The following is a 22,628-nucleotide window of genomic DNA, read 5'->3' as shown; positions in this document are numbered from 1 at the left end:
TCTCCAAAAGTCAAGAGGAGGACGCACATGTGGATCGCTGAACTGTCCCGGCAGACCGAGGTGTCGGTGGCGACGATCAAGTACTACCTCCGCGAAGGCCTGCTGCCGGCCGGTGAAGCGGTCGGCGCGACCAGAGCCCGGTACGACGAAACACACGTCCGCCGCCTCCGCCTGATCCGCGCACTCGTCGAGGCGGGCGGCCTGTCGCTGGCCCGGGTTCGCAACGTGCTCGCCGAGGTCGACGAGGAGACCCGCGAGATGCACGACGTGCTGGGCGCGGCCCATGGCGCCCTGATCCCCACCGACCTCACGGCGACAGACCAGACGCGCAGCCGGGTCGACGACCTCATCGCCGAGGAAGGCTGGCGGGTCGACAGCGGATCACCGGACCGAATGCTGCTCGCGAACGCGCTCGACGCGTTGGAGAAGGTCGGCTATCACCTCGACGACGACCTGTTGAAGACCTACGCAGCGGCGGCCGCGCGAGTGGCCAACGCCGAGGTGGCCAGCTTGCCGTCGGACGATCGCCAGCGGACCGTCGAGGCGACCGTTGTCGTCACCGCGCTGGGCGGACCGGTCCTGCTGGCCCTCCGTCGGCTGGCCCAGCAGAGCGCCTCTGCCCAGCGCTACGGCAAGTCGCCGCGCCTCGACTGTGAGACAGCCGAGGCGCGGCGTACGTAGTACGGGCTAGTTGGCGCGGGCTGCCTGGCGCTCCAGCAGGCGGGCTCGCTGCTCGACGAAGCGGGAGGCCTGGGCGTCGAGCGCGGCCATGAACTCGGCCAGCTCGTCGCGGGCCTTGGCGCCGTCGCCGCTGAGGTCCTCACGCTCGAAGACCTTCCACATCCGCAGGATCGGGGCGACCACCTCGTCGTGGTGCAGCCGCAGATCGTAGATGCCGGCCTTGGCGATCGTCACCGAGTTCCGGGCGAACCCCTCCATCGTGGCGCCCGGCATCGAGAAGTCCCGAACCTCGTTGACGACCGCCCGCATGGTTTCGTTCGGCGCCGACTCGAAGGCGGCCGAGACCAGGTTGCGGTAGAAGATCATGTGCAGGTTCTCGTCGGTCGCGATCCGCGCCAGCAGCTGGTCGGCGATCGCGCAGCCGGTCGCCTTGCCGGTGTTGCGGTGCGAGACGCGGGTGGCGAGCTCCTGGAAGCTGACGTAGGCGATCGCCTCGAGCATGTTCTTGTCGACCTGGTGCCCGGCGGTCATGTGCGCCATCCGGGCCACCTCGAGCTCGACCGGGTCGACGCCGCGGGTGACCACGAGGTAGTCGCGCAGCGCGATCCCGTGCCGGCCCTCCTCAGCGGTCCAGCGGCCGACCCAGGTGCCCCACGCGCCGTCCAGCCCGAACTGGGTCGCGATCTCCCGGTGGTACGAGGGCAGGTTGTCCTCGGTCAGCAGGTTGGTGATCATCGCGACCTTGGCGACCGGGTCGAGCCGGGACTGCTCCGGCGCCCAGTCCTCGCCGCCGAGGAAGGCGAAGTCGCGGCCCTCGCTCCACGGCACGTAATCGTGCGGGTTCCAGTCCTTCGTGATGGCCAGATGCCGCTCGAGATTCTCCTCGACCACAGGCTCCAGCTCGTGCAGCAGGTTCGTCACCAGCTTCTCGTTCACCGGATCTCCTTCGTCGGCGGGTACCCCCACCCTACGGCACCGTAAGTTACGCAACCGTAGGTTTTGCCTGTCGCCAGCCCTCCAGCAGGTCGGCCAGCTCGGTGGGATGACTCAGCATCGGGAAGTGCGCCCCGGACATCACCGTCGGCGCGAACCCGAGCCGCTGCTCCGTCACTCGCCGCAGGAACGCCGGTGGGAACAGCCGGTCGTCCCGGGCGATCACCGCCCGGGTCGGCACCTCCGGCCAGACCTCCATCGGGCTCGGGTCGTCGAGCATCCCCTCGGCCTGCACCCGCAGTTGCCGCCTGGCCTCGGCCGCGAACGCTGCCGGCAGATCGTGGAAGAAGGCGTCGGCATCCCCGTCCTTCCACTCGTACTCCGTATTGCCCCACCACTCGCGCAGCCGCTCACCCGGCGCCGGCACCATCCCGGCGACGAACACGAGCAGGTCGACCGGCAACTGGTCGCACACCAACGGCGCCGTCATCCCGCCCAGCGAGTGCGCGACCACCACCAGTTCGCCGGGCTCGTCCGCGAACTCGAAGTACGAGTTGACGACCGTTTCGACGTACGTGCTGAGACCCGCCGTCGGGTCGTCACACGGGAGATCGACCGGGATCACCTGCTGGCCGCGGCGCTCCAGTTCCTCGGTGAGCGGATGCCAGTGCCAAGGAGTGCAACCGGCGCCGGGAATCAGCAGGTAGGTCATGCCGATCAGCCTAGGCTGGGCGAATGGATCGGAGCGCTTATCCGCATTTCCTCGCGATCGCTACGCGGTGGAAGGACAACGACGTCTACGGGCATGTGAACAACGTCGAGTACTACAGCTTCTTCGACACGGTGATCAACGAGTTCCTGATCCGGGTGGGCGAGCTCGACATCCATCACGGTGAGGTGATCGGGCTGTGCGTGGAGTCGCAATGCAGCTTCAAGCAGTCGCTGGCGTTTCCGGAGACCGTGGATGCGGGGTTGCGGGTCGCGAAGCTCGGCAACTCGAGCGTCACGTATGAGATCGGGCTGTTCCGGGACGGTGTTGCGGAGCCCGCCGCGACCGGCCGGTTCGTGCACGTGTTCGTGGACCGCTCCGACCGCCGACCCGCCCCGATCCCACCCGGGATCCGGACCGCGCTGGAAGGGATCACGGGATGAGAGTGCGAGGCGCAGTACTGCGGGAGATGGGTCTGCCCACCCCGTACGCCGAATCGCGGCCGCTCACCATCGAGGAGGTCGAGCTCGCGCCACCCGGCCCAGGTGAGCTGCTGGTCCGCATCCGCGCCGCCGGCCTGTGCCACTCGGACCTCTCCGTCATCGACGGCTCCCGCCCCCGCGTGATGCCGATGCTCCTAGGCCACGAGGCCACCGGCGAGGTCATCGACTCGAAGGCCGACGGTTTCGCCCCCGGCGACACAGTCGGCTTCGCCTTCGTACCGGCCTGCGGCACCTGCCCCCCTTGCGCAGAAGGCCGAGCCGCCCTCTGCGAACCAGGAGCCGCCGCCAACACCGCCGGAACACTCCTCGGCGGCACTCGCCGCCTCACCGCCGCAGCTGATCCACCGCCAACCGACCCCGCGCCAACTGGCGCCGACAGCCTGGCCGGCCGCCTCGACGAGTCCTCTGGACAACTCGGTCGCTCGGACCTCCACCACCACCTCGGCGTCTCCGGCTTCGCCGATCATGCAGTGGTCTCGGCGCGTTCTGCGGTGAAGATCGACCCTGGTCTCCCACCCGAGATCGCGGCGCTCTTCGGGTGTGCGGTGATGACCGGCGTCGGCGCTGTGGTCAACACGGCAAGGGTCCAGGCCGGGCAGAGCGCGGTTGTGTTCGGGCTCGGTGGTGTGGGGTTGTCGGCGCTGCTTGGCGCGGCGCTGGTGGGGGCGCATCCACTGGTCGCGGTGGATGTCGTACCGGAGAAGCTTTCCCTTGCCCTCGAGTTGGGTGCCACTCACGCAATCGATGCCCGGAGCAACGATGTTGTCGAGCAGGTACGGGAGGCGACGGGTGGGGGTGCGCACTACGCCTTCGAGACCGTCGGCAGTGCCGCAGTACTGGGGCAGGCTTATGCAGCGACCCGTCGCGGCGGGACGACGGTGACCGTCGGGCTCCCGCATCCCTCGCAGACGTTGAGCATCCCGGCCGTCAGCCTGGTCGCGGAGGAGCGCACGCTCAAGGGTTCCTACCTGGGCTCGGCGATCCCGAGCCGCGACATCCCTCGGTACATCGCGCTCTACCAGGCGGGCCGTCTGCCGGTCGACCGGTTGCTGACCTCGACGGTCCGCCTGGAGAGCCTCAACGAAGCCTTCGACACCTTGGCGGCCGGTACTTCGATCCGCCAGGTGCTGCTCCTTTAGTTGTTGTTGATGAAGGTCCGCGCCAGCTCCTGGCCACGGGTGACGGCAAGGTTGTGGTTCTCGATCGGGTTGATGGTCGAGTTCTTGAACACGATGTAGGTGACGCCGGAGTCGGTGCCGCCGTTGCTCGGGTCGGGGTTGATACCGAGCTGCTGCGCGGCGGCGTACGAGGCCTCGCCGATGATGTCGGTCGGGCCGGTGTCACCGACCACGGCATAGGTGACCTGGTTGTTGTAGATCACCGCGACCACACCGCCGCCGGCGATCTGGAAGTTCTGGAAGTTCCAGGTGCTGCTCGGGCTCGGGACCACGACGTACGGGAGCTGCGCCGCGTTCAACGGCGCGTCAGCCGACGTGTGGAAGGCGGTGTCGGGCAGGAAGCAGCAGTCGGTGTTCTCGTTGCACTGCGTGGTGCGGATGCCGTCACAGTCGATGTCCATGTCGGCCTTCCAGAAGACGGCGCCGTTCTTGCCGCAGACCGGGATCGTGCGACCGAGCTCTTCGTCGGTCTTGTAGGTGCCGTTGGAGATCTGGCTGCAGGTGGTCACCTTGGCGAGCAGTTCGGCCGCGGTCGGTGCGCCACCGCCACCGCCACCGGCGTCCGTGACGGTGAGCGAGTCGAGGTTGGGGCCGCCGTTGGCGGTCGTGGCGGTGGTCTTGATGGTGTGCGAGCCGGCCGACAGCGTGGCGTTCACCGTGGTGGTGTTCCAGGTGGTCCAGACGCTCGTACTGGCGAACTGCGGGGTCGCGACGGTGGTGCCGTCGACAGCGATCGTCATCGGCCGGCTGACCGTGGTGCCGTTGGCGTACCGGAACGCGAGCGACGCGCTGCCGGCCGTGCCGACGTTCACGGTGAACGTGACCGAGGAGCCGGTCACGTTGTCGTAGTTGACGAACCCGGTGCCGGTGTAGCCGGCGTGGTTGGACTCGACCACGCCCTGGGTCCGGGCCGCGTTCTCGGCCTGGTAGGTGGTGGTCGCTGCGGACGCTGAGGTCGCGACGGTCGGCACCAGTAACGCGGCGCCGAACAGGGCGAGGGCAAGTGCGATGGGGCGGAACTTACGCATCTTTCACCTCTCTGATAGTTAGTAAACTTTCCTAACTATCAGAGAGGTGATTCACCTCGTCAAGAGCCTGTGGTTCCGGAACTTCAGGACTCGACGCTGAAAGTGGAACTGCCGTCCTCGATCACCGCGGTACCGGTCAGAAACGGGGTCGGGGTGAGTACGGAGTAGACGCCGCCGGTGCCGGTGACACGGCTCTCGATCAGCTTGAAGCCGGTCGCTGGCGCGTCCTCGGTGAACAGCCGCTTGCCGGTGCCGACCGCGACCGGGAAGGTGATCAGCCGGTACTCGTCGATCAGGCCGGCCGCGTGCAGCGAGCGGGCCAACGCGCACGAGCCGTGAATCTGCAGCTCGCCGCCGGGCTTCGCCTTGAGCTCCTCGACCTGCTTGACGATGTCGCCGCTGATCGCGGTGCTGTCGTTCCAGACCGGCTCCAGCGGGGTGGAGGTGGCGATGTACTTCGGCAGGTCGTTCAGCCCGGTCGCGGTGTTGCTGCCGTCGTGGATCTGCGACCAGTACGCCTGCATCATCGTGTACGTCGTCCGGCCGAGCAGGATCGCGTCCGCCTTGGCGAACCAGCCCTCGACGATCTCGCCCATCACCTCGTCGCCGTACGGCATCAGCCAGCCGCCGCGGTCGAAGCCGCCGCTGCGGTCCTCCTCGAAGCCGCCCGGGCCCTGCATGACGCCGTCGATGCTGAGGAAGGTGTGCAGTGTGAGCTTCATGGTTCTCTCCGATTCGTCGTCCGGTCTGACTTGCTTTCGACGACGCGTCGGGTGAGGCCGGGCTGGATCGACAACCGTCTTGATGTGATCCACGTCACACGGCAAATGTAAATTCGCTGGGGGAATGTGTACACCGAGCCAACCGATGGGGCACTCTGCGCAGAGTGCGCGCGAGCGCACCACAAGTGAGGCATGACTGCTGCTCCCCGCCGCCCCGGCGTACTCGCCGAGCAGTAGTCAGGAGTCCCCGAGGAGGACCCCAGAATGCAAAGCAGGATCCGCCGAACCGGTGCCCTGGTCGGTGCCGGCGCCGTACTTTTCGGAGCGCTGGCCGTCGTGGCCGCCAACCAGGCAGGCGCTGACCAGAAACCATCTCCCGCTCCATTGGCCTCGTTGCTCGGAGGCCAGCCGCTCCAAGGTAAGGCCGCCCTCGGCAAGCTGCAGCCGCGACTCGCCGAACTGGCTGAGCGCAACGGCATCGCCGAGCAGAAGCTGCAGCGGATCCTGGCCACCGACAAGACCAGCTGGCTGGACAAGGACGGCAAGCTCTTCTACTCGGAGCCGGTCGCCACCGCCAAGCAGCGCTCCGCCACCGCCAAGTCCCCGAAGTGGGCCACTAAGGCTGTCGCCGCCGCGACCGGCCCGGCCTTCGAGTTGCACAGCAAGGCCGGCTCGAACCGGGTCATCTACCTGGACTTCGACGGGCACACGATCACCGGGACCGCCTGGAACGCCAACGGCAAGCCGGCCACCGTGAACATCACGGCGTACGACACCGACGGCAACACCGGCAACTGGAGCACCGCTGAGCAGAACGTGGTCCGCGAGGTGTGGGCCCGGGTCGCCGAGGACTACGCGCCGTTCGACGTCGACGTGACGACGCAGGCGCCGGCCGAGTCGGCCATCACCCGGTCCGGCTCGTCCGACCAGCAGTACGGCACTCGCGTCGTGATCGACCCGACCAGCTGGTACCAGTCCGGCTGCGGCTGTGGTGGCGTGGCCTACGTCGGTGTCTACGACAGCACGTCGCAGCACTCGTACTACCAGCCCGCGCTCGTCTTCACGAAGGGCGTCGGTACCGGCGCGAAGAACATCGCCGAGGCCGCGTCGCACGAGGCCGGTCACAACGTCGGGCTCAGCCACGACGGCACCGCGTCGGTCGGCTACTACAGCGGCCACGGATCCTGGGCGCCGATCATGGGCGTCGGCTACTCCAAGGCGATCAGCCAGTGGAGCAAGGGCGAGTACTCGAGCGCGAACAACAAGGAAGACGACTTCGCGGTGGTCGGGCAGAACGGCCTGGCGCTGCGGGCGGACGACCACGGCAATGGCACCTCGGACGCGACCGCGCTCACGGTCGGCACTGCGGTCAGCGGCATCTACGCCAACGACTCCGACGTCGACACCTTCCGGGTCGACCTGTCCGCGGGCACCTTCACCTTCGCGGCCAACTCGGCGGCGGTCGGTGGCGATCTGGACATCAAGCTGCAGTTGCTCAATGCGTCCGGCGCCGTCGTCGCGACGGCCGACCCGGCATCCGGGCAGACCAACTCCGGTACGCCGACCGGCCTGAGCGCGAGCATCAGCCGTCAGGTGAGCGCCGGGCGGTACTACCTGCGCGTCGAGAACACCGGCTACGGCAACCCGCTGAACACCGGCTACTCGACGTACGGCAGCCGCGGCGCGTACTCCGTCAAGGTCACCGCCGGCTGACCCACCTAGTTGTGGCCCGGGACATGTGGACGCTCGGCCCGTCCACATGTCCTCGGCTACGTCCACGGGGGGACGTAGTTCTGGGGGGAATCCTGTGAGGAGGATTCCGAATGATCAGCAAATTCCGCCGTACCGGTGCGCTTGTAGGTGCCGGTGCCGTCGTCTTCGGAGCGCTGGCAGTTGTTGCCGGCAACCAAGCCGACGCGCAACAGCAACCGCTCGACCAACTGCTCGGCCAACCCACTCCTGGCAAGACCGCGCTGGTGAACCTGCAGTCGCAGCTTGCAGAAGTTGCCCAGCGCAACGGTCTCTCCGAGGCCCGGCTGCGGGACACGCTCGCCACCGACAAGACCGCCTGGCTCGACTCGGCCGGCCGGCTGTTCTTCCGTGAGCCCGTCCTGACCCCCGCGCAGAAGGCTCCTGAGGCATCACCGCGCTGGGCGACCGAAGCCGTCGCCGCCGCCGAGGGGTCAGCCTTCGAGCTGCACAGCAAGCCTGGCTCGAACCGGGTGCTCTACCTGGACTTCGACGGGCACACCATCACCGGCACCGCGTGGAACGCCGACAAGGCGATCGACCCGGTGAACGTCTCGGCGTACGACACCGACGGGAACCCAGCGGTGTTCGGGACGGCCGAGCAGGACGTCGTACACGAGGTGTGGGCGCGGGTTGCGGAGGACTACGCCGCCTTCGATGTCGACGTGACGACGCAGCAGCCGTCGCAGGACGCGATCAACCGGACGAGCACCACCGACCAGCAGTACGGCACGCGCGTACTGATCGATCCTGACACCTGGTACCAGTCGGGCTGCGGTTGTGGCGGTGTCGCCTACATCGGTGTCTACGACAACTCGAGCCAGCACGACTACTACCAGCCCGCGCTGGTGTTCACGAAGGGCGTCGGTACCGGCGCGAAGAACATCGCCGAGGCCGCGTCGCACGAGGCCGGTCACAACGTCGGCCTCGGCCACGACGGCACCGCCTCCGTCGGGTACTACGAGGGCCACGGCTCCTGGGCGCCGATCATGGGCGTCGGCTACTACCGCGGCATCAGCCAGTGGAGCAAGGGCGAGTACGCCGGCGCCAACAACCCCGAGGACGACTACTCGGTCATCGGTACCCACGGCCTCGCCCTGCGTACCGACGAAGCAGGTGACACCACTGGCGCAGCTGCAACGCTCGCAGTCGGCGTCACCGCCAACGGCTTCATCGCCGCCGAGACCGACACCGACGTCTACCGCGTAGACGTCACCACCGCTGGCAACTACACCGCCACCGCGAGCGCGGCAGCCATCGGCGCCAACCTCGACATCAAGCTCGACCTACTCAACTCCGCCGGCACGGTAGTCACCTCAGCCGACCCAGCCTCCGGCCAGTCCAACGCCGGCACCCCGACGGGTCTGAGCGCCACCGTCACCAGCACCCTCCAGCCCGGCACCTACTACCTCCGCATCGACAACGTCGGCTACGGAGACCCCCTCAACACCGGCTACTCCACCTACGGCAGCCGAGGCGCCTACGCCTTGGCCATCAACCCGTCCTAACTCTCCGGCTCCCGCCCTCACCCCGAGGGCGGGAGCACTTCAATGCCGCGCTCCAGCAGCAGGGCACGGAGAGTGCCGTGCCCCTGGCTCAGGTCCCACCGCTCAGCAACGAACCCAACACTTCTCGCGGCTTCGACGTTGGGCAGGCTGTCGTCGATGAACAGAGTGCTCGAGGGCTCAGCCCCGATCCGTCGCGCCGCCGCCACGAAGAAGCCCGGATCCGGCTTGGCGACGCCGAGGTCATAGGAGTAGCAACTGACGTCGAAGAGGTCGTCGTAGCCGAGAGTCGTCCGCATGTGTCCGCCGCGGTACTTCTCCTGGTTCGTGCCCAGGTGCACGCCATAGCCCTTCTTTCGAAGGGCTTCCACGATTGCGAACGACTCCTCCACCGGGACGATCCGATGCCACACGTCCTGGTAGACGACCTCGACAGGAGTCTCCACCCCGTACTCCGCGAGCGTTGCCGCCAGCAACGGCAGGTAGTCGCCGTGTCCCGCGAGCATCGGGAGCTCGTCCTTCCAGGTCCGGTGCAGGAACTCCCGCGTGCTGTCGCCGAGGTAGGGCTCCATCGCCGCGTACCAGCCACCGGGCAGGTCCTGCAGGACCCCGTCAGCATCGAAGAGCACATGCCGAATCGGACCCATCAGTGCGCGCCTCGCTGGAGGCCGAGGGTCGCTATCAGGTCTTCGTGAAGCTCGAACCACACGGTATGGCAGGAGTCAGCCCCGGTCCGATCAACCCAACTGCCGTCCCCGGATCGCACCCGGTCGACTGCCGCAGCGAACCTAGTGTCATACCCGCGGAACCGCTCCAACACGGCACTCGCCCGGGTGGAGATCCCCTGAAGCTCCTGCCCCAGACTCTCCAATTCCCCAATGACCTTCCGATCCCAGTCCACCTCGCTGTGATCGTTGAAGGCGAGCGCGTCGGTCGCCGTCGGCCGGATCTGCCAGTCAGTACAGGCCTGCTGCAACCGCCCGTTGAGCGGCAGAAACCCCTCATAGACCTCCTGAATCACCTCGCGCCCACCCACCTGCTCAAGCTCCGCCGCCAGTTGCCGCTCGTTCTCCACCCGCCCAGCGTCGGTCAGCGACCACCCACCAGACCCAGCAAACTCACTCCAGCCGATCCACCCATAAGCCTGGTAGTCCAACAACAAATCCGCGACCACCTCCTGACCAAGCCCAAACCTCCCCGCAACGCCCCGATCATCAGCCACACCCTTAAGCCGAACCCCATGCAGCACCAACAACCCCGCCACAGAACCCACCGCCCGCCGAGCCATCCCCCGACCGCCCCCATCCCCCTCGCCGCCACGACCGCCACCATCACTGCTGCCGGCGCTGCTGCCACGATCACCGCCACTGCCGCCGCTGCGACCGGTACCGCTGCCCTCGCCGCCGCCCCCATCACCACGACCGCCCCCATCACCGCTGCCGCCGCCACTGCCGCCCTCGCCGCCACCGCCGCCGCGACCGGTATCGCCGCCCTCGCCGCTGCGACCGCCACCGCCATCGCTGCTTCGGCTGTCGCCACTGGTGCTGCCGCTGCCGCCGAGGGGGCCAGTCAGCGGTACTGATGGGTCTGTCACGGTGTGGGTCCTTCTGTTGGGCGGCTGTTGCGGGCGGTGAGGCGGTCGAGGCGTTGCTGGCAGGCTTGTGGCGAGTTGAGCCCCAGCGCACCGGCCATCTGCGCCCAAGTCAGCCCAAGACCCCGCGCGGCGAACAGCAGCCCAGTCTCCAGTTGATCGATCTCCGCCCTCGCCGCCGGCAACAACTGCAACGCTGCAACCACCGCGTCGCTCATCTCCCGGTCCGCATCGGCTCCCGCGCCGAACTCCGCCGAACCCGACCGCCACAGAAAGAACTGCAAGAGATCAACCGCCGACGGCGGCATCTTCCCCACCTGCCACGGCCGCCGCCCAAGCTGATCAGCCCCGGCCGTCAGCAACACCTCCCGAGCCGCCCGCTCCAGCTCGGCCTGCTCCTGATCGCCACTGCCACCCGCACCCACGTTGCGCTCCACCCCGAAACAGTCCATCATCAACAAAACGTTGTCAACATTCTGTTGAAGTCGACGACTCGATGAACGCACCGGTGTTGAGGTCGAGGCTCGACGATCACGAGGAGACCCCGTTGATCATCCCGCTCGCCGAAGCCACGCCAGCCAACTCCGGCACCAAGGCGGCCGTCCTAGGCCGCCTCCTCCGAGCCGGCTTCCCAGTCCCACCCGGCTTCGTCATCCCCATCAACACCCACCGAACCGCCACCACCCACCCCGACCCACCCAAACCACACCCCCTCCCCAACCCCAACGAGACCCCTCGGCCAGCCGAAGACCACGCGGTACCCGCGGGGTCGATCGAGGAGCAGGCCGTGCCCGGGTGGTCGGTCGAGGAGCGGGCCGTGCCCGGGGTGTCGGGCGAGGACCAGACGGTGCCTGAGGGGTCGGGCGAGGGGCAGGCAGCGCCGGCGATGTTGGTCGAGGAGCAGGCGGCGCCTGGGCGGTCGGGCGAGGACCAGGCGGTGCCTGGGCGGTCGGGCGAGGAGCAGGCTGTGCCGACGGGGTTGGTCGAGGGGGAGGCCGTGCCTGGGCGGTTGGTCGAGGAGCGGGTCGTGCCCGCGGGGTTGGACGAGGAGCAGGCTGTGCCCGCCGGGTCGGTAGAGGGCGCGGCCGTACCGGAGGGGTGGGACGAAGGGCAGGCGCTGCTGGCGGGGTCGGTCGAGGACCACGCGGGGTTCGTTGACGAGCCGGCCACGCTGGCGGTGCCGGCGGGGTTGGTTGAGGAGTTGGGTGGGGTGTTGGAGGGGTGGGGGGATGAGCCGGTGGCGGTGCGGTCGTCGGCTGTGGGTGAGGACGGCTCGTCGGCTTCGGCGGCGGGACAGTACGACAGTTTCTTGGGGGTTCGGGGTGTGCCGGTCGTTGTCGACAGGGTGCGGGCGATCTGGGGTTCGCTCTGGGGGCGCCGTGCGGTGGCCTACCGCCGGGCGTTTGGACAGGAGCCGGGGCAGCCGGAGGAAACCGCGCCGGGGATTGCGGTCATCGTGCAGCGGCAGGTGCGTGCGGACGTTGCGGGAGTGCTGTTCACGGCCGACCGGCGGACCCCCGACGACAGCACGCCCACCGCAGTGCTGGAGGCGTCCTGGGGGTTGGGGGAGAGCGTGGTTCAAGGGTTGGTCACCCCGGACGCTTACACCTTGACCATCTCCGGCGTCCTTACCCGTCAGCTCGGCACGAAGGCCACCCGTCGGGACGCTGGGCCTGCGGGTGGGGTCGTGGTCAGTGAGGTCTCGCTTGAGGAGCGTGAGCGGTTCTGTCTTGATGAGGGGCTGGTTCGGCGGGTGGTGGAGTTGGGCCGGGCTGTCGCGGATGAGCTTGGTGGTCCGCAGGACATCGAGTTCGCGGTGGAGGGCGAGCGGGTCTGGCTTCTGCAGGCGAGGCCGATCACCGCTCCACTCACGGTCGTCGACCCGGTGGAGGAAGAGCCCGGCGTACTACGCGGAGTCGGTGGAAGCCCGGGAGTCGCGACCGGGCCTGCTCGGGTGGTGGAGGGGGTTGGGGACTTCGGGCGGGTTGAGAAGGGGGACGTCTTGGTCTGCCGGTTTACGGATCCCGCGTGGACTGCCTTGTTCGGGGTGGTTGCGGGAGTGGTGACCGAGGTGGGTGGGCGATTGTCGCATGCGGCGATCGTTGCTCGGGAGCATCGGATTCCTGCTGTGCTTGGGGTTGCCGGCGTGATGAGTGCGGTGGAGGACGGGCAGGTGATCACGGTTGCTGGGAACACCGGCATGGTCAGCGTTCCAGGTCTCTTACAGCCGTAGCGGCGCCGGCCGGGGTGGGGATCTTGGCTATGGCGGCGGGAGGGGCCGGCGTACCGGCGGTTGGCGGGCTGACGCCGGCGAAGGCGTGTGCGGCGGCTTGGTGGGAGTCGGCCGGAGTAAGTCGGTGCGCTCCAGTTGAGGACTCAGCTGGCGCAGGCAGTTTTGGTGGGATGGGCAGGGTCGTTGGTGGGTTGAGCGAGGTCGGTGGGGTCAGGTGGATTCGGGTGCGGGGCGGGGTTGGGGTGTAGTGGCGTTCGGCGGTGGCTAGCTCCTGGTGGAGGAAGGTCAGGGTTCTGGTGGTGGCGGCGTGGGAGCGGGAGGCGGCGAAGCCTCGGGGGAGGGGTTCGTAGAGTTCCAGGCCTTTGAAGGATGAGCGCAGGGCTTGTTCGAGGTGGAGGCGGACGGTTGGAGCCTGGTCGGATGGGACCAGGTGCGGCAGTTGGGTGGAGTGATAGATCCGGGTGACTGCCTGATGCCATTGGCCTTCGGCGGTTTGGCGGTTGAGCAGGGCTAGGGTTTCGCCGGCTGGTGCACCGGAGAGTCGGTCCAGGTCGGAGGCGAAGAGGCGGACGCCGGGGACGAAGGCGGCGTACGACGGTTCGCTGCGGACGTGAAGGATGCCGGGGGCAACTTTGTCGATGCCGAGCTCGCGGATGTAGTCGTTGAGATGGTCGTGCGCCCAGGCCTCGGCGACACCCTCCTCCAGGGCCCGGCTGCCAGGGAGTTTGAAGGCGGCACGCGCCGCCTCCTGCGTCGCACCTGCTGGGCCGAGAAAATGCGATTGCTCGTGCAGCAGCGTCACCAAGGCCTCGCGACAGCGGAGCAGCTCGGCCTCGGTCCGCGGCTCGCCCGCGCGGTCATACAGATCCCGCAGGGGTTCGAGGATGCAGTCGCGGTCGAGATGCAGCGTGCCGTCCCAGTGCGCCAGGCCGAGGATTCCCTCACCGGCTTCGACGATCTCGCCGTTCCACGCGGTCTGGTCGGCGCCGCTGATCCTCAGCGCCGCCCACGCGTGCTGCTCCAGCAGGTCTTCGAGTGAGGCGATCACGGCTTGAGCGCCAGGGCCACGCGGATCAGGGAGTCCACGGATCGTCGCAGGTTGGTCTGCTCCTGCGGGTTCTCGCAGGTATCCGCGCGCCGGCGCAGATCGGCGATCAGCTGCTGGGTACGGATGTAGCGATCTTCAGTGGATTCCATGGCTGTCCTCCCGGGAGATTGGTCTCACCGGGGAACATATGGACTTTCACGCCACGCTCAGCCGTGGACTTCCCAGCTGTGGATAACCCTCAGAACAGGGTCGGCGGCTCCGCCGGCACAGCTACCGGCGACGGCAACGCCGGTACCAGCTCAGGTACCAGCGCACGGACGTCGTCGTAGAACCGCCGAGCCAGCGCAAGCGCCTCGACGTTGTCAGGCGTGTGCAGGAAGACGGTCGGCGACCGCCCTTCGCGCAGCCACGACGCAGTCTGATCCGCGAGGTAACGCCAGCCTGCCGCGGTCACCTCGACGTCGTCCCGCCCGATGTACCGCACGATCGGGTACTGCGTCAGTGCCCGCGTCCGGCGAGGCAACCGCGGCTTGTTCAGCCAGGCCTCCCGCTCGCCATAACTCGAAGCAGCCGTCCCGAACAGCGTCACGGTGTCGAACGGCACCCACTCGGCACCCACTTGCCCGAGCACCTGCTCGAGTTGCTGCGTCACCCGTTCGTCGGAGAAGAACGCCGGATGCCGTACTTCGACCGCGTACCTGAACGCCGACGGCGCCCGGCGAAGAAACGCCGCCAACGCCCCCAGCTCGGACGGACCGAAGGACGCCGGCAACTGAATCCACAACGCATGCGCGCGAGACCCGAGCGGCCGCATCGCCTCGAGAAACGTCCGCAGCTCCGCGTCGGCCGCGTCATGCAGCCGCAGGTCATGCGTGATCACCTTCGGCAGCTTGAGTACGAAGCGGAAATCAGCCGCGACCTGCGCGGCCCACATCTCCACCGTCGCCCGCGCCGGTGTCGCGTAGAAGGTCGTGTTGCCCTCGACCGCGTTGCACCAGGTCGCGTACGCCTCCAGCCGCTCGGAGGCAGGCAGCGGATGCGGCAGGAACCGCCCGTTCCACGGCGTGTGCGTCCACATCGCGCACCCCACATGCAGCTGCATGAGCCAAGACGCTACCGAACCCCACCGACAAGCCCCGGCAACGAACCCGACCTTTTGGCTGCCACCGAATCGTGGCAGACCCAGCCCCCACACCCCGAGCCTTCCTTCGTGCCCTCATCCGCACGGGGCCTCGGAACAAGGAGACGTCATGGACCAATCTGTCACCCGCCGCGCAGCAAGCCTGCTCGCTGCCGCAGCCGCGATCGTCGCCGTACCGGGCGCCGCCAACGCAGCCACAACAGCCACCGCAACCAACCAGACGCAAGCCAAGACCTGCGCCCAGAAGTTCGACCAGGCGCAGCGCACCGACATGGAGTCGTTCCGCGACTTCGACCGGGACAAATGGCTCGCCGGGCACGACAAGGGCGTGGTGAGCATCGTGGCGGACGGTCGCGTCCGGGTCGGCCTGGACGCGGTGGCCGAGGCGAGCAAGCCGCGCTTCATCAGCAAGGACTCGGTCTGGTCGTGGACCGAGCTGACCCGCAAGGTCGACGGCTGCAAGACCGGCTTCATCGTCTACACCACGAAGTACGCTATTCCGCGCCTCGACTACTGGTTCACGGCCGTCACAGCGGTCACCTACGAGTACAAGCACGGCCGCTGGCTGACCGTCCTCGACCAGGGCACGTTGCTCGAAGAACACGTCGGTTCAGCCGGATAAGGCGAGGAGAACGCCATGATCGAGCTGGAGCTGACGGTGCAGGACCTCACCAAGGTCCGGCTCACCAGTGACGCCGTCTGGGAGACGACGGCGAGTCTGACGCTCATCAACCACCGGCAGCACTTCCAGCTGCATCGGCACCTGCAGCCGCGGGTGCCGCGCGACCCGGACTTCGACCTGGCCCTGTTGCTCGAGCTCACCCAGGCGGATCACTTCATCCCCGATCTCCTCGGTCCGATGCCCTCGGCCCGCCCGGCCCATCCACTCGACCAGTTCGCGCGGCTCGCCTCGATGGACGAGCAGGTCCTCGACTCGGATCTGCGCGTACTACGTGAGCTCGGCTCGCGAATCGGGCGGATGCGCTGTCGCGAGTACGCCGAACGCACAGCCGAGGCCATGGCGGCGTACTGGTCGGCAGTACTGGAGCCCTTGTGGGAGCGGATCGAGGCGATCACCGGTGCTGACATTGCTCACCGGTCGGTCGCACTGGCCTCGGACGGACTCGAACGAGCGCTGGACGAGCTGCACGACGCAGTCACCTGGGCAGGGGACGGCCTGAGTCTCGCCCTAGGCCAGGGGCAGGTCCGGCTGCCGTCCACCGGCCAGGGGCTGTGGTTGCTGCCACTGGTCTTCCGGGGGCCGGGTGTGATGCTCGCGGACAACTCCACCCCACCAGTGATCGCGTACTCCGCGCGCGGCGCCGGCCAGCTCTGGGAACGCCCGGTCGAGTCGATCATCGGCGGCCTGGACGCCCTCATCGGCCATTCCCGGGCAGCGATCCTCGCGCGACTCAGCGTGCCACTCTCCACGACCTCCCTGGCCGAGTCCCTCCGTCTCAGCCCGGGCACCGTCAGCCAGCACCTCGCCGTACTCGTCTCAGCCGGCCTGTGCAGCTCCCGGCGAGACGGCAAGAGAGTCCTGTACTCCCGTACGCCGCGCGCCGACCTACTACTCGACATAGACGCAGCCCAGGCCCGCTGACCAACCAGACAGGAGATCCCAGCTCGACGATGGAAGGCCGCCCTGCTCGAGACGAGCAGGGCGGCCTTCCGTAGTACAGGCGCTAGCTCAGCGCTCGACCTCGCCCTTGATGAACTTCTCCACCAGGTCGCGGCAGACGTCGTCGGCGTACTGCTCCGGCGGCGACTTCATGAAGTACGACGAGGCGGACAGGATCGGGCCGCCGATGCCGCGGTCCTTGGCGATCTTCACCGCGCGGATCGCGTCGATGATGATGCCGGCCGAGTTCGGCGAGTCCCAGACCTCGAGCTTGTACTCCAGCGACAGCGGCACGTCGCCGAAGTTGCGGCCCTCGAGCCGGATGAAGGCCCACTTGCGGTCGTCCAGCCAGGCCACGTAGTCCGACGGGCCGATGTGCACGTTGCGCGGGTCGATCTTGTCGACCAGCTGCGAGGTGACGGACTGGGTCTTGCTGATCTTCTTGGACTCCAGCCGGTCGCGCTCCAGCATGTTCTTGAAGTCCATGTTGCCGCCGACGTTCAGCTGGTAGGTCCGGTCGACGGTGACGCCGCGGTCCTCGAACAGCTTGGCCAGCACCCGGTGGGTGATGGTGGCGCCGATCTGCGACTTGATGTCGTCGCCGACGATCGGCACGCCCGCCTCGGTGAACTTGTCCGCCCACTCCTTGGTACCGGCGATGAACACCGGCAGGGCGTTGACGAACGCGACCTTGGCGTCGATGGCGCACTGGGCGTAGAACTTCGCCGCCTGCTCCGACCCGACCGGCAGGTAGCAGACCAGTACGTCGACCTGCGCCTCACGAAGCGCCGCGACGACGTCGACCGGCGCCGCGTCGGACTCGGTGATGGTCTCGCGGTAGTACTTGCCGAGGCCGTCCAGGGTGTGACCGCGCTGCACGGTGACACCGCTCGGCGGTACGTCGCAGATCTTGATCGTGTTGTTCTCGCTGGCGCCGATCGCGTCGGCGAGGTCGAGGCCGACCTTCTTGCCGTCCACGTCGAACGCGGCGACGAACTCGACGTCGCGGACGTGGTAGTCGCCGAACTGGACGTGCATCAGACCGGGGACGCGCTCGTCGGGCTTCGCGTCGCGGTAGTAGTGCACGCCCTGGACGAGCGAGCTGGCGCAGTTGCCGACACCGACGATCGCTACGCGGATCGAAGTCATCTGGAACTCCTTAGTTGGGGGGTGGAACAGGCGGTTGGTGCTCTTCAGGGGGCCGCTGCCGGCTGCGTTCGCCGTCGATCAGCTCGTTCAGCCAGCGGACCTCGCGCTCGGCCGACTCCAGGCCGTGCCGTTGCAGCTCGAGGGTGTACGCATCGACCCGCTCCGCGGTCCGGCTCATCGCGGCCGAGAAGTTGGCCAGCCGTTCCTCCATCCGGGCCCGTCGGCCCTCGAGGATGCGCAACCGGGTGGCCGGATCGGTCCGGCCGAAGAACGAGAACCGGACGCCGAACGTGTCGTCCTCCCACGCCGACGGTCCGGCGTCGTGCATCGCTTGGGCGAAGTGGTCCTTGCCGTCGGCCGTGATCGTGTAGACGATCTTCTGCCTCCGGCCGGCGTCCGGCGTACCGGCGTCGGCGGAGATCAGTCCGTTGCGGAGCATCGCCTTCAGACCCGGGTAGAGCGATCCGAACGACAGCACGCGACCCCAGCCGAACTGGGCGTTGACGCGCTTGCGGAGCTCGTAACCGTGCATCGGCGCTTCGTGCAACAGGCCGAGTACGGCGAGTTCCAGGACCCCACTGCGGTTTCCCATGACCCACCTCCCTCGACCATTTTGTCATGGTTTGTCATGACCTGATGTATCGAGTTGATACATCGCTCCGCCACTGTAAGCACCGGGGTCGACTGTGGACAACTCCTGACAAAGACGGGCTTTGTTAGCTATCCCACGACCCGCTGCGACAAAACCTGTTACGTCAGGCGCTGATCTGCGTTAATCAGCTGACACAGAGTCGTGGGCCAGGAGCGGAGGGTCATGGCGGACAGCCATGGGAAGCACGCGAAGCACGGCACCGAGGGCGAGGGCCCGTTGGCCCGGACCGCGCTGCGCTTCACCGCCTTCACCGAGAAGTGGTTGCCCGACGCGTTCGGGTTCGTGCTGGTCGGTACTTTCGTGGTGCTCGTCTTCGGGCTGATCACCGGCGAGCCGCTGCTGAAGCGCCCCGACGACCCCGCGGCGACCAAGGGCTACGGAATGGTCGACGCCTGGGGGCTCGGGTTCTGGAGCCTGATCACCTTCACGCTGCAGATGGCGATGATCATCATCGGCGGGTACGCCGTGGCCACCAGCGGCCCGGTCGCCCGGCTGATCACCCGGCTGGCCCGGATCCCCAAGTCACCCCGTACCGCGGTGGCCTTCGTCGCAGCGGTTGCGATGCTGGCGTCGTACCTCAACTGGGCCTTCAGCCTGATCTTCGCCGCCATCCTGGCCCGTGAGGTCGCCCGCAATGTCCCCAAGGCCGACTACCGGGCACTGGGAGCAATGGCGTTCCTGGGGCTCGGCACGGTCTGGGCACAGGGCCTGTCCGGCTCGGCGGCTCTGCAGGTCGCGAGTGCGAGCAGTAGTCCCGGTCCGGTCCAGGAGGTGATCCGGGCGGGTGGTCATGCCAGTGGGCTGATCCCGCTCAGCGACACCATCTTCACCTGGCAGGCGATCGTCGCGACGCTGATCGTGTACGCCGTGGGCGTGACGATGGCGTGGTTCGTCGCACCCGGGGAGGGCAACGCCAAGACGGCCGAGGACATCGGTATCGAGCTACGGCCGCTGATCGGTCGCGGTTCGCCATACAACGGGCAGCGAGACAACGGGCAGCGAGCCAACGGGAAGCGGGTGGATGGCGCTGAGGACGAGCAGCGCCGGCCGGGTGACTGGCTGGAGCACTCGCCGCTGTTCAGCCTGCTGGTCGTCCTGCTTGGGGCCATCTACCTGGTGCGGTACTTCGAGGGCAAGAGCTTCTTCAACGCGCTCGACCTGAACACGGTGAACCTGATCCTGTTCCTGCTGGCCATGCTCCTGCACTGGCGTCCGTGGCGGATGGCCCGGGCGGTGCGTGACGGGGCGCCGGCGGCGGCCGGAGTGCTGCTGCAGTTCCCGTTGTACGGGGGCATCTTCGGCATGATCGCCTACACCGGCATCTCGGCCCGGTTGGCCGGGTGGCTGGTACAGGCGAGCAACCAGTTCTTCTTCCCGCCGCTGGTGGCGATCTACTCGTGCGTGCTGGGCGTGTTCGTGCCCAGTGGCGGCAGCAAGTGGGTGATCGAGGCGCCGTACGTGCTGGACGCGGCCAACCAGCTGCATGTCGACGCGGGCTGGATGGTCGTCGTGTACGACCTGGGCGAGGCCAGTGCGAACCTGCTGCAGCCGTTCTGGATGTTGCCGACGCTGGCCATCCTCGGACTCAAGGCGCGCGACATCATGGGCTACACCTTCACCATGTTCCTGGCTTGCTTCCCCGCCGCGTTGATTGCTGTGACGCTCCTCGCACCGCACGTGACTGGCTGAGTCGGCAGTGACCGGTACCGGCGGCTACGATCCAAGGCGGAATAGGGACCGTTACCACATCCGCCGTACTCTGTGACGCAATGACTTCAGCGAGATCGTCGAGGATTGCACTGTGAGTGAAGGTCGTAGGAAGGCTCCTACCCGCGCACGCCGCAAGAAACACTGGGCACTGAGAGTAGCGGGCTGGTTGCTGGCACTGTTCTTCCTCGGTGTGATCGGCGTGGTCGCGGCCTTCTTCATCGGGTACCAGACCACCGACATCCCGGACCCCAACAAGGAGTTCGCGGCGAACACGACCACGGTCTACTACTCGGACGGCAAGACCGTGATGGGCACCTTCTATGAGCAGAACCGCCGCTCGGTGCCGCTGGAGCAGATCCCCAAGTACGTCCAGGACGCGATGATCGCCGCCGAGGACCGGACCTTCTGGACCAACCCGGGCGTCTCGCCGTCCGGCATGGCGCGGGCCGCGTTCAACATCGCCCGCGGCCAGCAACTGCAGGGTGGTTCCACGATCACCCAGCAGTACGTGAAGATCATGTACCTGAACCAGGAGCGGACCTTCTCGCGGAAGTTCTCCGAGCTGTTCATCGCCACCAAGCTCAGCCGGTCCCAGGACAAGAAGTCGATCCTCGAGGGCTACCTGAACACCATCTACTTCGGCGAGGGCGCGTACGGCGTCGCGGCCGCGGGTGAGGCGTACTTCAGCGTCCCCGACCCGAACAAGCTGAGCGTTCCGCAGGCTGCCTTCCTCGCAACCGTTCTGAACAATCCGACCCGGTTCGACCCGGACAACAAGTCGGCGGCCGCGCAGAAGCGGATCCTGGAGCGGTACCAGTACGTCATCGACGGCATGCGGCAGAGCGGCACGATCACGGACACGAAGGCGGCGGCGTACGGCGCGAAGCTTCCGGAGATCAAGAAGCCGAAGAAGTCAGGCGGCAAGTACCAGGGCCCGAACGGCTTCCTGCTCGACATGGCCAAGAAAGAACTCGCGAAGCTCGTCCCCCAGGACCAGATCAGCGGCGGCGGCCTGAAGGTCATCACCACCTTCGACGTGAACAAGCAGAACGCGATCGTGCGGGCCGGTGAGGAGGAGCTGCCGAAGAAGCGGGAAGGCTTGCACGTCGGTCTCGCCTCGGTCCGGCCGGGCACCGGCCAGCTGGTCGCGATGTACGGCGGTCCCGACTACCTGAAGAGCCAGTTGAACTGGGCCACCGCCAAGGGCCGGCCCGGCTCGTCGTTCAAGCCGTTCGCCGTCGCGGCCGCGCTGCAGGACGGCCGGAGCATCTACGACACCTTCCAGGGCGACAGCCCGATCATTGTCCAGGGCAAGAAACTCAACAACGAGTTCGACGACGACTACGGTGACGTCGACCTGCTGGAGGCGACCGAGCAGTCGATCAACACCGCCTTCTACGACCTGGTCGACAAGCAGATGGAAGACGGCCCCTCGAAGGTGGTCGACGCAGCCGAGGCCGCCGGCATCCCGAAGACCTCCGACCTCGAGCGCGGCCGGAACAACCCGTCGACCGTGCTCGGCCCGGACCCGTACGCGGCGCCCGTCGACATGGCCAACGCCTACGCGACCTTCGCCGCCGGCGGTAAGTTCGTGCCGCTGCACGTCCTGAAGTCCGTCACCGGCCCGAACTTCAAGACCTGGACGGACCAGAAGGAAATCATCGCGAAGAAGGCGAAGCAGAACTTCACGCCCGAGGTCGCCAACATGGTCAATTACGTCCTGCAGAACGTGGTCGACGGCAAGCACGGCACGGGCGACAAGGCGAAGGCCCTCGACCGACCGGTGGCGGGCAAGACCGGCACTGCTGGTGGTACCGCCCTCGAGCACCGCAAGGCGAACGCCGCGTGCGATGGCTGTAAGGAAGGCAAGGACACCCTGACGTCGTGGTGGGCCGGATACACGCCACAGCTGTCCACGGCGGTGCTGTACCGGGCTGGTGCGACCGGTGAAGGCGACCTCGACCCGTACAGCAGCGACAAGGCGTTCTTCGGTGGCAACTGGCCGGTAAGGACCTGGCTCGCCTACATGGAGCCGGCTCTCGCGGGCACGTCGCCCGAGGAGTTCGCGCCGGCCGACGAGGAAGCGATCAAGGACAGCCCGACGCCGACCTTCACGCCGACGCCGACGTTCACGCCGACGCCGACCAACACCCCGCCCCCGTCGAACACGCCGCCGCCGTCGTCGAACACCCCGCCGCCGCCCAGCAATACCAACAGTCCGACGCCGCCCACCCCGACGAACACCAAGACCACGAAACCACCGGGCTGGCCGCCGATCCCCACCAAACCGACCAAACCGACCAACACCCCCGAAACACCGGGCGGCGACGGCCAGTAGCTCCAGAAGACGGCATCCCATCACCGGGGTGCCGTCTTCATTTTGTGGCCACAGGCAACTTTGTGGCCGCCTGCAACAACGTGCAAAATGCTCCGGTTTCGTTGCTGCTGGATCCGCCCGCTGCCTAATCTTGCGGC

At 67.5% G+C, this 22,628-nt stretch carries 23 protein-coding genes; 11 read left to right on the top strand and 12 right to left on the bottom strand.

Going from position 1 to position 22,628, the window contains the following annotated elements; translation table 11 throughout:
* Positions 1-27: 27 nt before the first annotated feature.
* Entirely contained in the window at positions 28-681 is a 654-nt protein-coding gene (locus tag OHA70_RS11255; protein WP_328331385.1) for a MerR family transcriptional regulator, read from the top strand.
* Between the two features lie 6 nt (positions 682-687).
* Here OHA70_RS11255 and OHA70_RS11250 read toward each other — a convergent pair whose 3' ends face one another.
* Positions 688-1,617, bottom strand: coding sequence for an acyl-ACP desaturase (locus tag OHA70_RS11250; protein WP_328331383.1), 930 nt, complete (start codon positions 1,615-1,617; stop codon positions 688-690).
* Positions 1,618-1,663: 46 nt separating this feature from the next.
* Complete coding sequence (locus tag OHA70_RS11245) at positions 1,664-2,326, bottom strand: alpha/beta fold hydrolase (protein WP_328331381.1); 663 nt, start codon at positions 2,324-2,326, stop codon at positions 1,664-1,666.
* Positions 2,327-2,349: 23 nt separating this feature from the next.
* On the opposite strand from OHA70_RS11245, the gene OHA70_RS11240 reads away from it, so the two are divergent.
* The gene (locus OHA70_RS11240; RefSeq protein ID WP_328331379.1) at positions 2,350-2,766 is read left to right on the top strand and encodes an acyl-CoA thioesterase; all 417 of its coding nucleotides are present in this window, start codon (positions 2,350-2,352) and stop codon (positions 2,764-2,766) included.
* Entirely contained in the window at positions 2,763-3,965 is a 1,203-nt protein-coding gene (locus tag OHA70_RS11235; protein ID WP_328331377.1) for a zinc-dependent alcohol dehydrogenase family protein, read from the top strand. The genes OHA70_RS11240 and OHA70_RS11235 overlap by 4 nt, the downstream gene beginning before the upstream one ends.
* Here the strand turns inward: OHA70_RS11235 and OHA70_RS11230 are convergent.
* Positions 3,962-5,032 (bottom strand): glycoside hydrolase family 75 protein, encoded by a 1,071-nt coding sequence (locus OHA70_RS11230; RefSeq protein ID WP_328331375.1) that lies wholly within the window; start codon positions 5,030-5,032, stop codon positions 3,962-3,964. The genes OHA70_RS11235 and OHA70_RS11230 overlap by 4 nt on opposite strands.
* Before the next feature lie 83 nt (positions 5,033-5,115).
* Complete coding sequence (locus OHA70_RS11225; RefSeq protein WP_328331373.1) at positions 5,116-5,754, bottom strand: dihydrofolate reductase family protein; 639 nt, start codon at positions 5,752-5,754, stop codon at positions 5,116-5,118.
* 264 nt (positions 5,755-6,018) lie between these two features.
* Here OHA70_RS11225 and OHA70_RS11220 point away from each other — a divergent pair, with 264 nt between their 5' ends.
* Together OHA70_RS11220 and OHA70_RS11215 are read left to right on the top strand one after the other, a co-directional pair.
* The gene (locus tag OHA70_RS11220) at positions 6,019-7,467 is read left to right on the top strand and encodes a pre-peptidase C-terminal domain-containing protein (protein WP_328331371.1); all 1,449 of its coding nucleotides are present in this window, start codon (positions 6,019-6,021) and stop codon (positions 7,465-7,467) included.
* A gap of 110 nt (positions 7,468-7,577) precedes the next feature.
* Positions 7,578-9,011, top strand: coding sequence for a pre-peptidase C-terminal domain-containing protein (locus tag OHA70_RS11215; RefSeq protein WP_328331369.1), 1,434 nt, complete (start codon positions 7,578-7,580; stop codon positions 9,009-9,011).
* Between the two features lie 17 nt (positions 9,012-9,028).
* Here OHA70_RS11215 and OHA70_RS11210 read toward each other — a convergent pair whose 3' ends face one another.
* Positions 9,029-9,655 carry an HAD family hydrolase gene (locus OHA70_RS11210; protein ID WP_328331367.1) on the bottom strand — a complete coding sequence of 209 codons (627 nt, stop codon included), beginning with the start codon at positions 9,653-9,655 and terminating at the stop codon, positions 9,029-9,031.
* Entirely contained in the window at positions 9,655-10,230 is a 576-nt protein-coding gene (locus tag OHA70_RS11205; RefSeq protein WP_328331365.1) for a transcriptional regulator, read from the bottom strand. The genes OHA70_RS11210 and OHA70_RS11205 overlap by 1 nt, the downstream gene beginning before the upstream one ends.
* 18 nt (positions 10,231-10,248) lie before the next feature.
* On the opposite strand from OHA70_RS11205, the gene OHA70_RS11200 reads away from it, so the two are divergent.
* Positions 10,249-10,590, top strand: coding sequence for a hypothetical protein (locus tag OHA70_RS11200; protein WP_328331363.1), 342 nt, complete (start codon positions 10,249-10,251; stop codon positions 10,588-10,590).
* A gap of 8 nt (positions 10,591-10,598) precedes the next feature.
* On the opposite strand, the gene OHA70_RS11195 is transcribed toward OHA70_RS11200, so the two are convergent.
* A complete protein-coding gene (locus OHA70_RS11195) occupies positions 10,599-11,036 on the bottom strand; it encodes a hypothetical protein (protein WP_328331361.1) in 438 nt (145 codons plus the stop codon).
* A gap of 71 nt (positions 11,037-11,107) precedes the next feature.
* Here OHA70_RS11195 and OHA70_RS11190 point away from each other — a divergent pair, with 71 nt between their 5' ends.
* On the top strand, positions 11,108-12,832 hold the full coding sequence (locus tag OHA70_RS11190) for a PEP/pyruvate-binding domain-containing protein (protein WP_328331359.1): 1,725 nt from the start codon (positions 11,108-11,110) through the stop codon (positions 12,830-12,832).
* Here OHA70_RS11190 and OHA70_RS11185 read toward each other — a convergent pair.
* The 3 genes from OHA70_RS11185 to OHA70_RS11175 form a co-directional block, all read right to left on the bottom strand.
* Positions 12,804-13,880: a hypothetical protein gene (locus OHA70_RS11185; RefSeq protein ID WP_328331357.1), complete on the bottom strand. Its 1,077-nt coding sequence runs from the start codon at positions 13,878-13,880 to the stop codon at positions 12,804-12,806. The genes OHA70_RS11190 and OHA70_RS11185 overlap by 29 nt on opposite strands.
* Positions 13,877-14,029, bottom strand: coding sequence for a hypothetical protein (locus tag OHA70_RS11180; RefSeq protein ID WP_328331355.1), 153 nt, complete (start codon positions 14,027-14,029; stop codon positions 13,877-13,879). The genes OHA70_RS11185 and OHA70_RS11180 overlap by 4 nt, the downstream gene beginning before the upstream one ends.
* 89 nt (positions 14,030-14,118) lie before the next feature.
* Positions 14,119-14,982 carry a DUF72 domain-containing protein gene (locus tag OHA70_RS11175; protein WP_328331353.1) on the bottom strand — a complete coding sequence of 288 codons (864 nt, stop codon included), beginning with the start codon at positions 14,980-14,982 and terminating at the stop codon, positions 14,119-14,121.
* Between the two features lie 148 nt (positions 14,983-15,130).
* Here OHA70_RS11175 and OHA70_RS11170 point away from each other — a divergent pair, with 148 nt between their 5' ends.
* Together OHA70_RS11170 and OHA70_RS11165 are read left to right on the top strand one after the other, a co-directional pair.
* Entirely contained in the window at positions 15,131-15,643 is a 513-nt protein-coding gene (locus tag OHA70_RS11170) for a hypothetical protein (protein ID WP_328331351.1), read from the top strand.
* 15 nt (positions 15,644-15,658) lie between these two features.
* Positions 15,659-16,624 (top strand): ArsR/SmtB family transcription factor, encoded by a 966-nt coding sequence (locus OHA70_RS11165; protein WP_328331349.1) that lies wholly within the window; start codon positions 15,659-15,661, stop codon positions 16,622-16,624.
* Positions 16,625-16,711: 87 nt separating this feature from the next.
* Here the strand turns inward: OHA70_RS11165 and OHA70_RS11160 are convergent, their stop codons facing one another.
* Together OHA70_RS11160 and OHA70_RS11155 are read right to left on the bottom strand one after the other, a co-directional pair.
* On the bottom strand, positions 16,712-17,791 hold the full coding sequence (locus OHA70_RS11160) for an inositol-3-phosphate synthase (protein ID WP_328331347.1): 1,080 nt from the start codon (positions 17,789-17,791) through the stop codon (positions 16,712-16,714).
* Between the two features lie 10 nt (positions 17,792-17,801).
* The gene (locus OHA70_RS11155) at positions 17,802-18,383 is read right to left on the bottom strand and encodes a PadR family transcriptional regulator (protein ID WP_328331345.1); all 582 of its coding nucleotides are present in this window, start codon (positions 18,381-18,383) and stop codon (positions 17,802-17,804) included.
* A gap of 222 nt (positions 18,384-18,605) precedes the next feature.
* Here OHA70_RS11155 and OHA70_RS11150 point away from each other — a divergent pair, with 222 nt between their 5' ends.
* A complete protein-coding gene (locus OHA70_RS11150) occupies positions 18,606-20,132 on the top strand; it encodes a short-chain fatty acid transporter (RefSeq protein WP_328331343.1) in 1,527 nt (508 codons plus the stop codon).
* Between the two features lie 112 nt (positions 20,133-20,244).
* Entirely contained in the window at positions 20,245-22,491 is a 2,247-nt protein-coding gene (locus OHA70_RS11145; protein WP_328331341.1) for a transglycosylase domain-containing protein, read from the top strand.
* Positions 22,492-22,628: the final 137 nt, after the last annotated feature.

Origin of the sequence: Kribbella sp. NBC_00382 (assembly GCF_036067295.1) — a bacterium.
In the GTDB taxonomy this organism is placed as follows: Bacteria; Actinomycetota; Actinomycetes; order Propionibacteriales; family Kribbellaceae; genus Kribbella.
The sequence above is the reverse complement of the archived record's forward strand: the minus strand, read 5'-3'. Positions and strand labels throughout refer to the sequence as shown.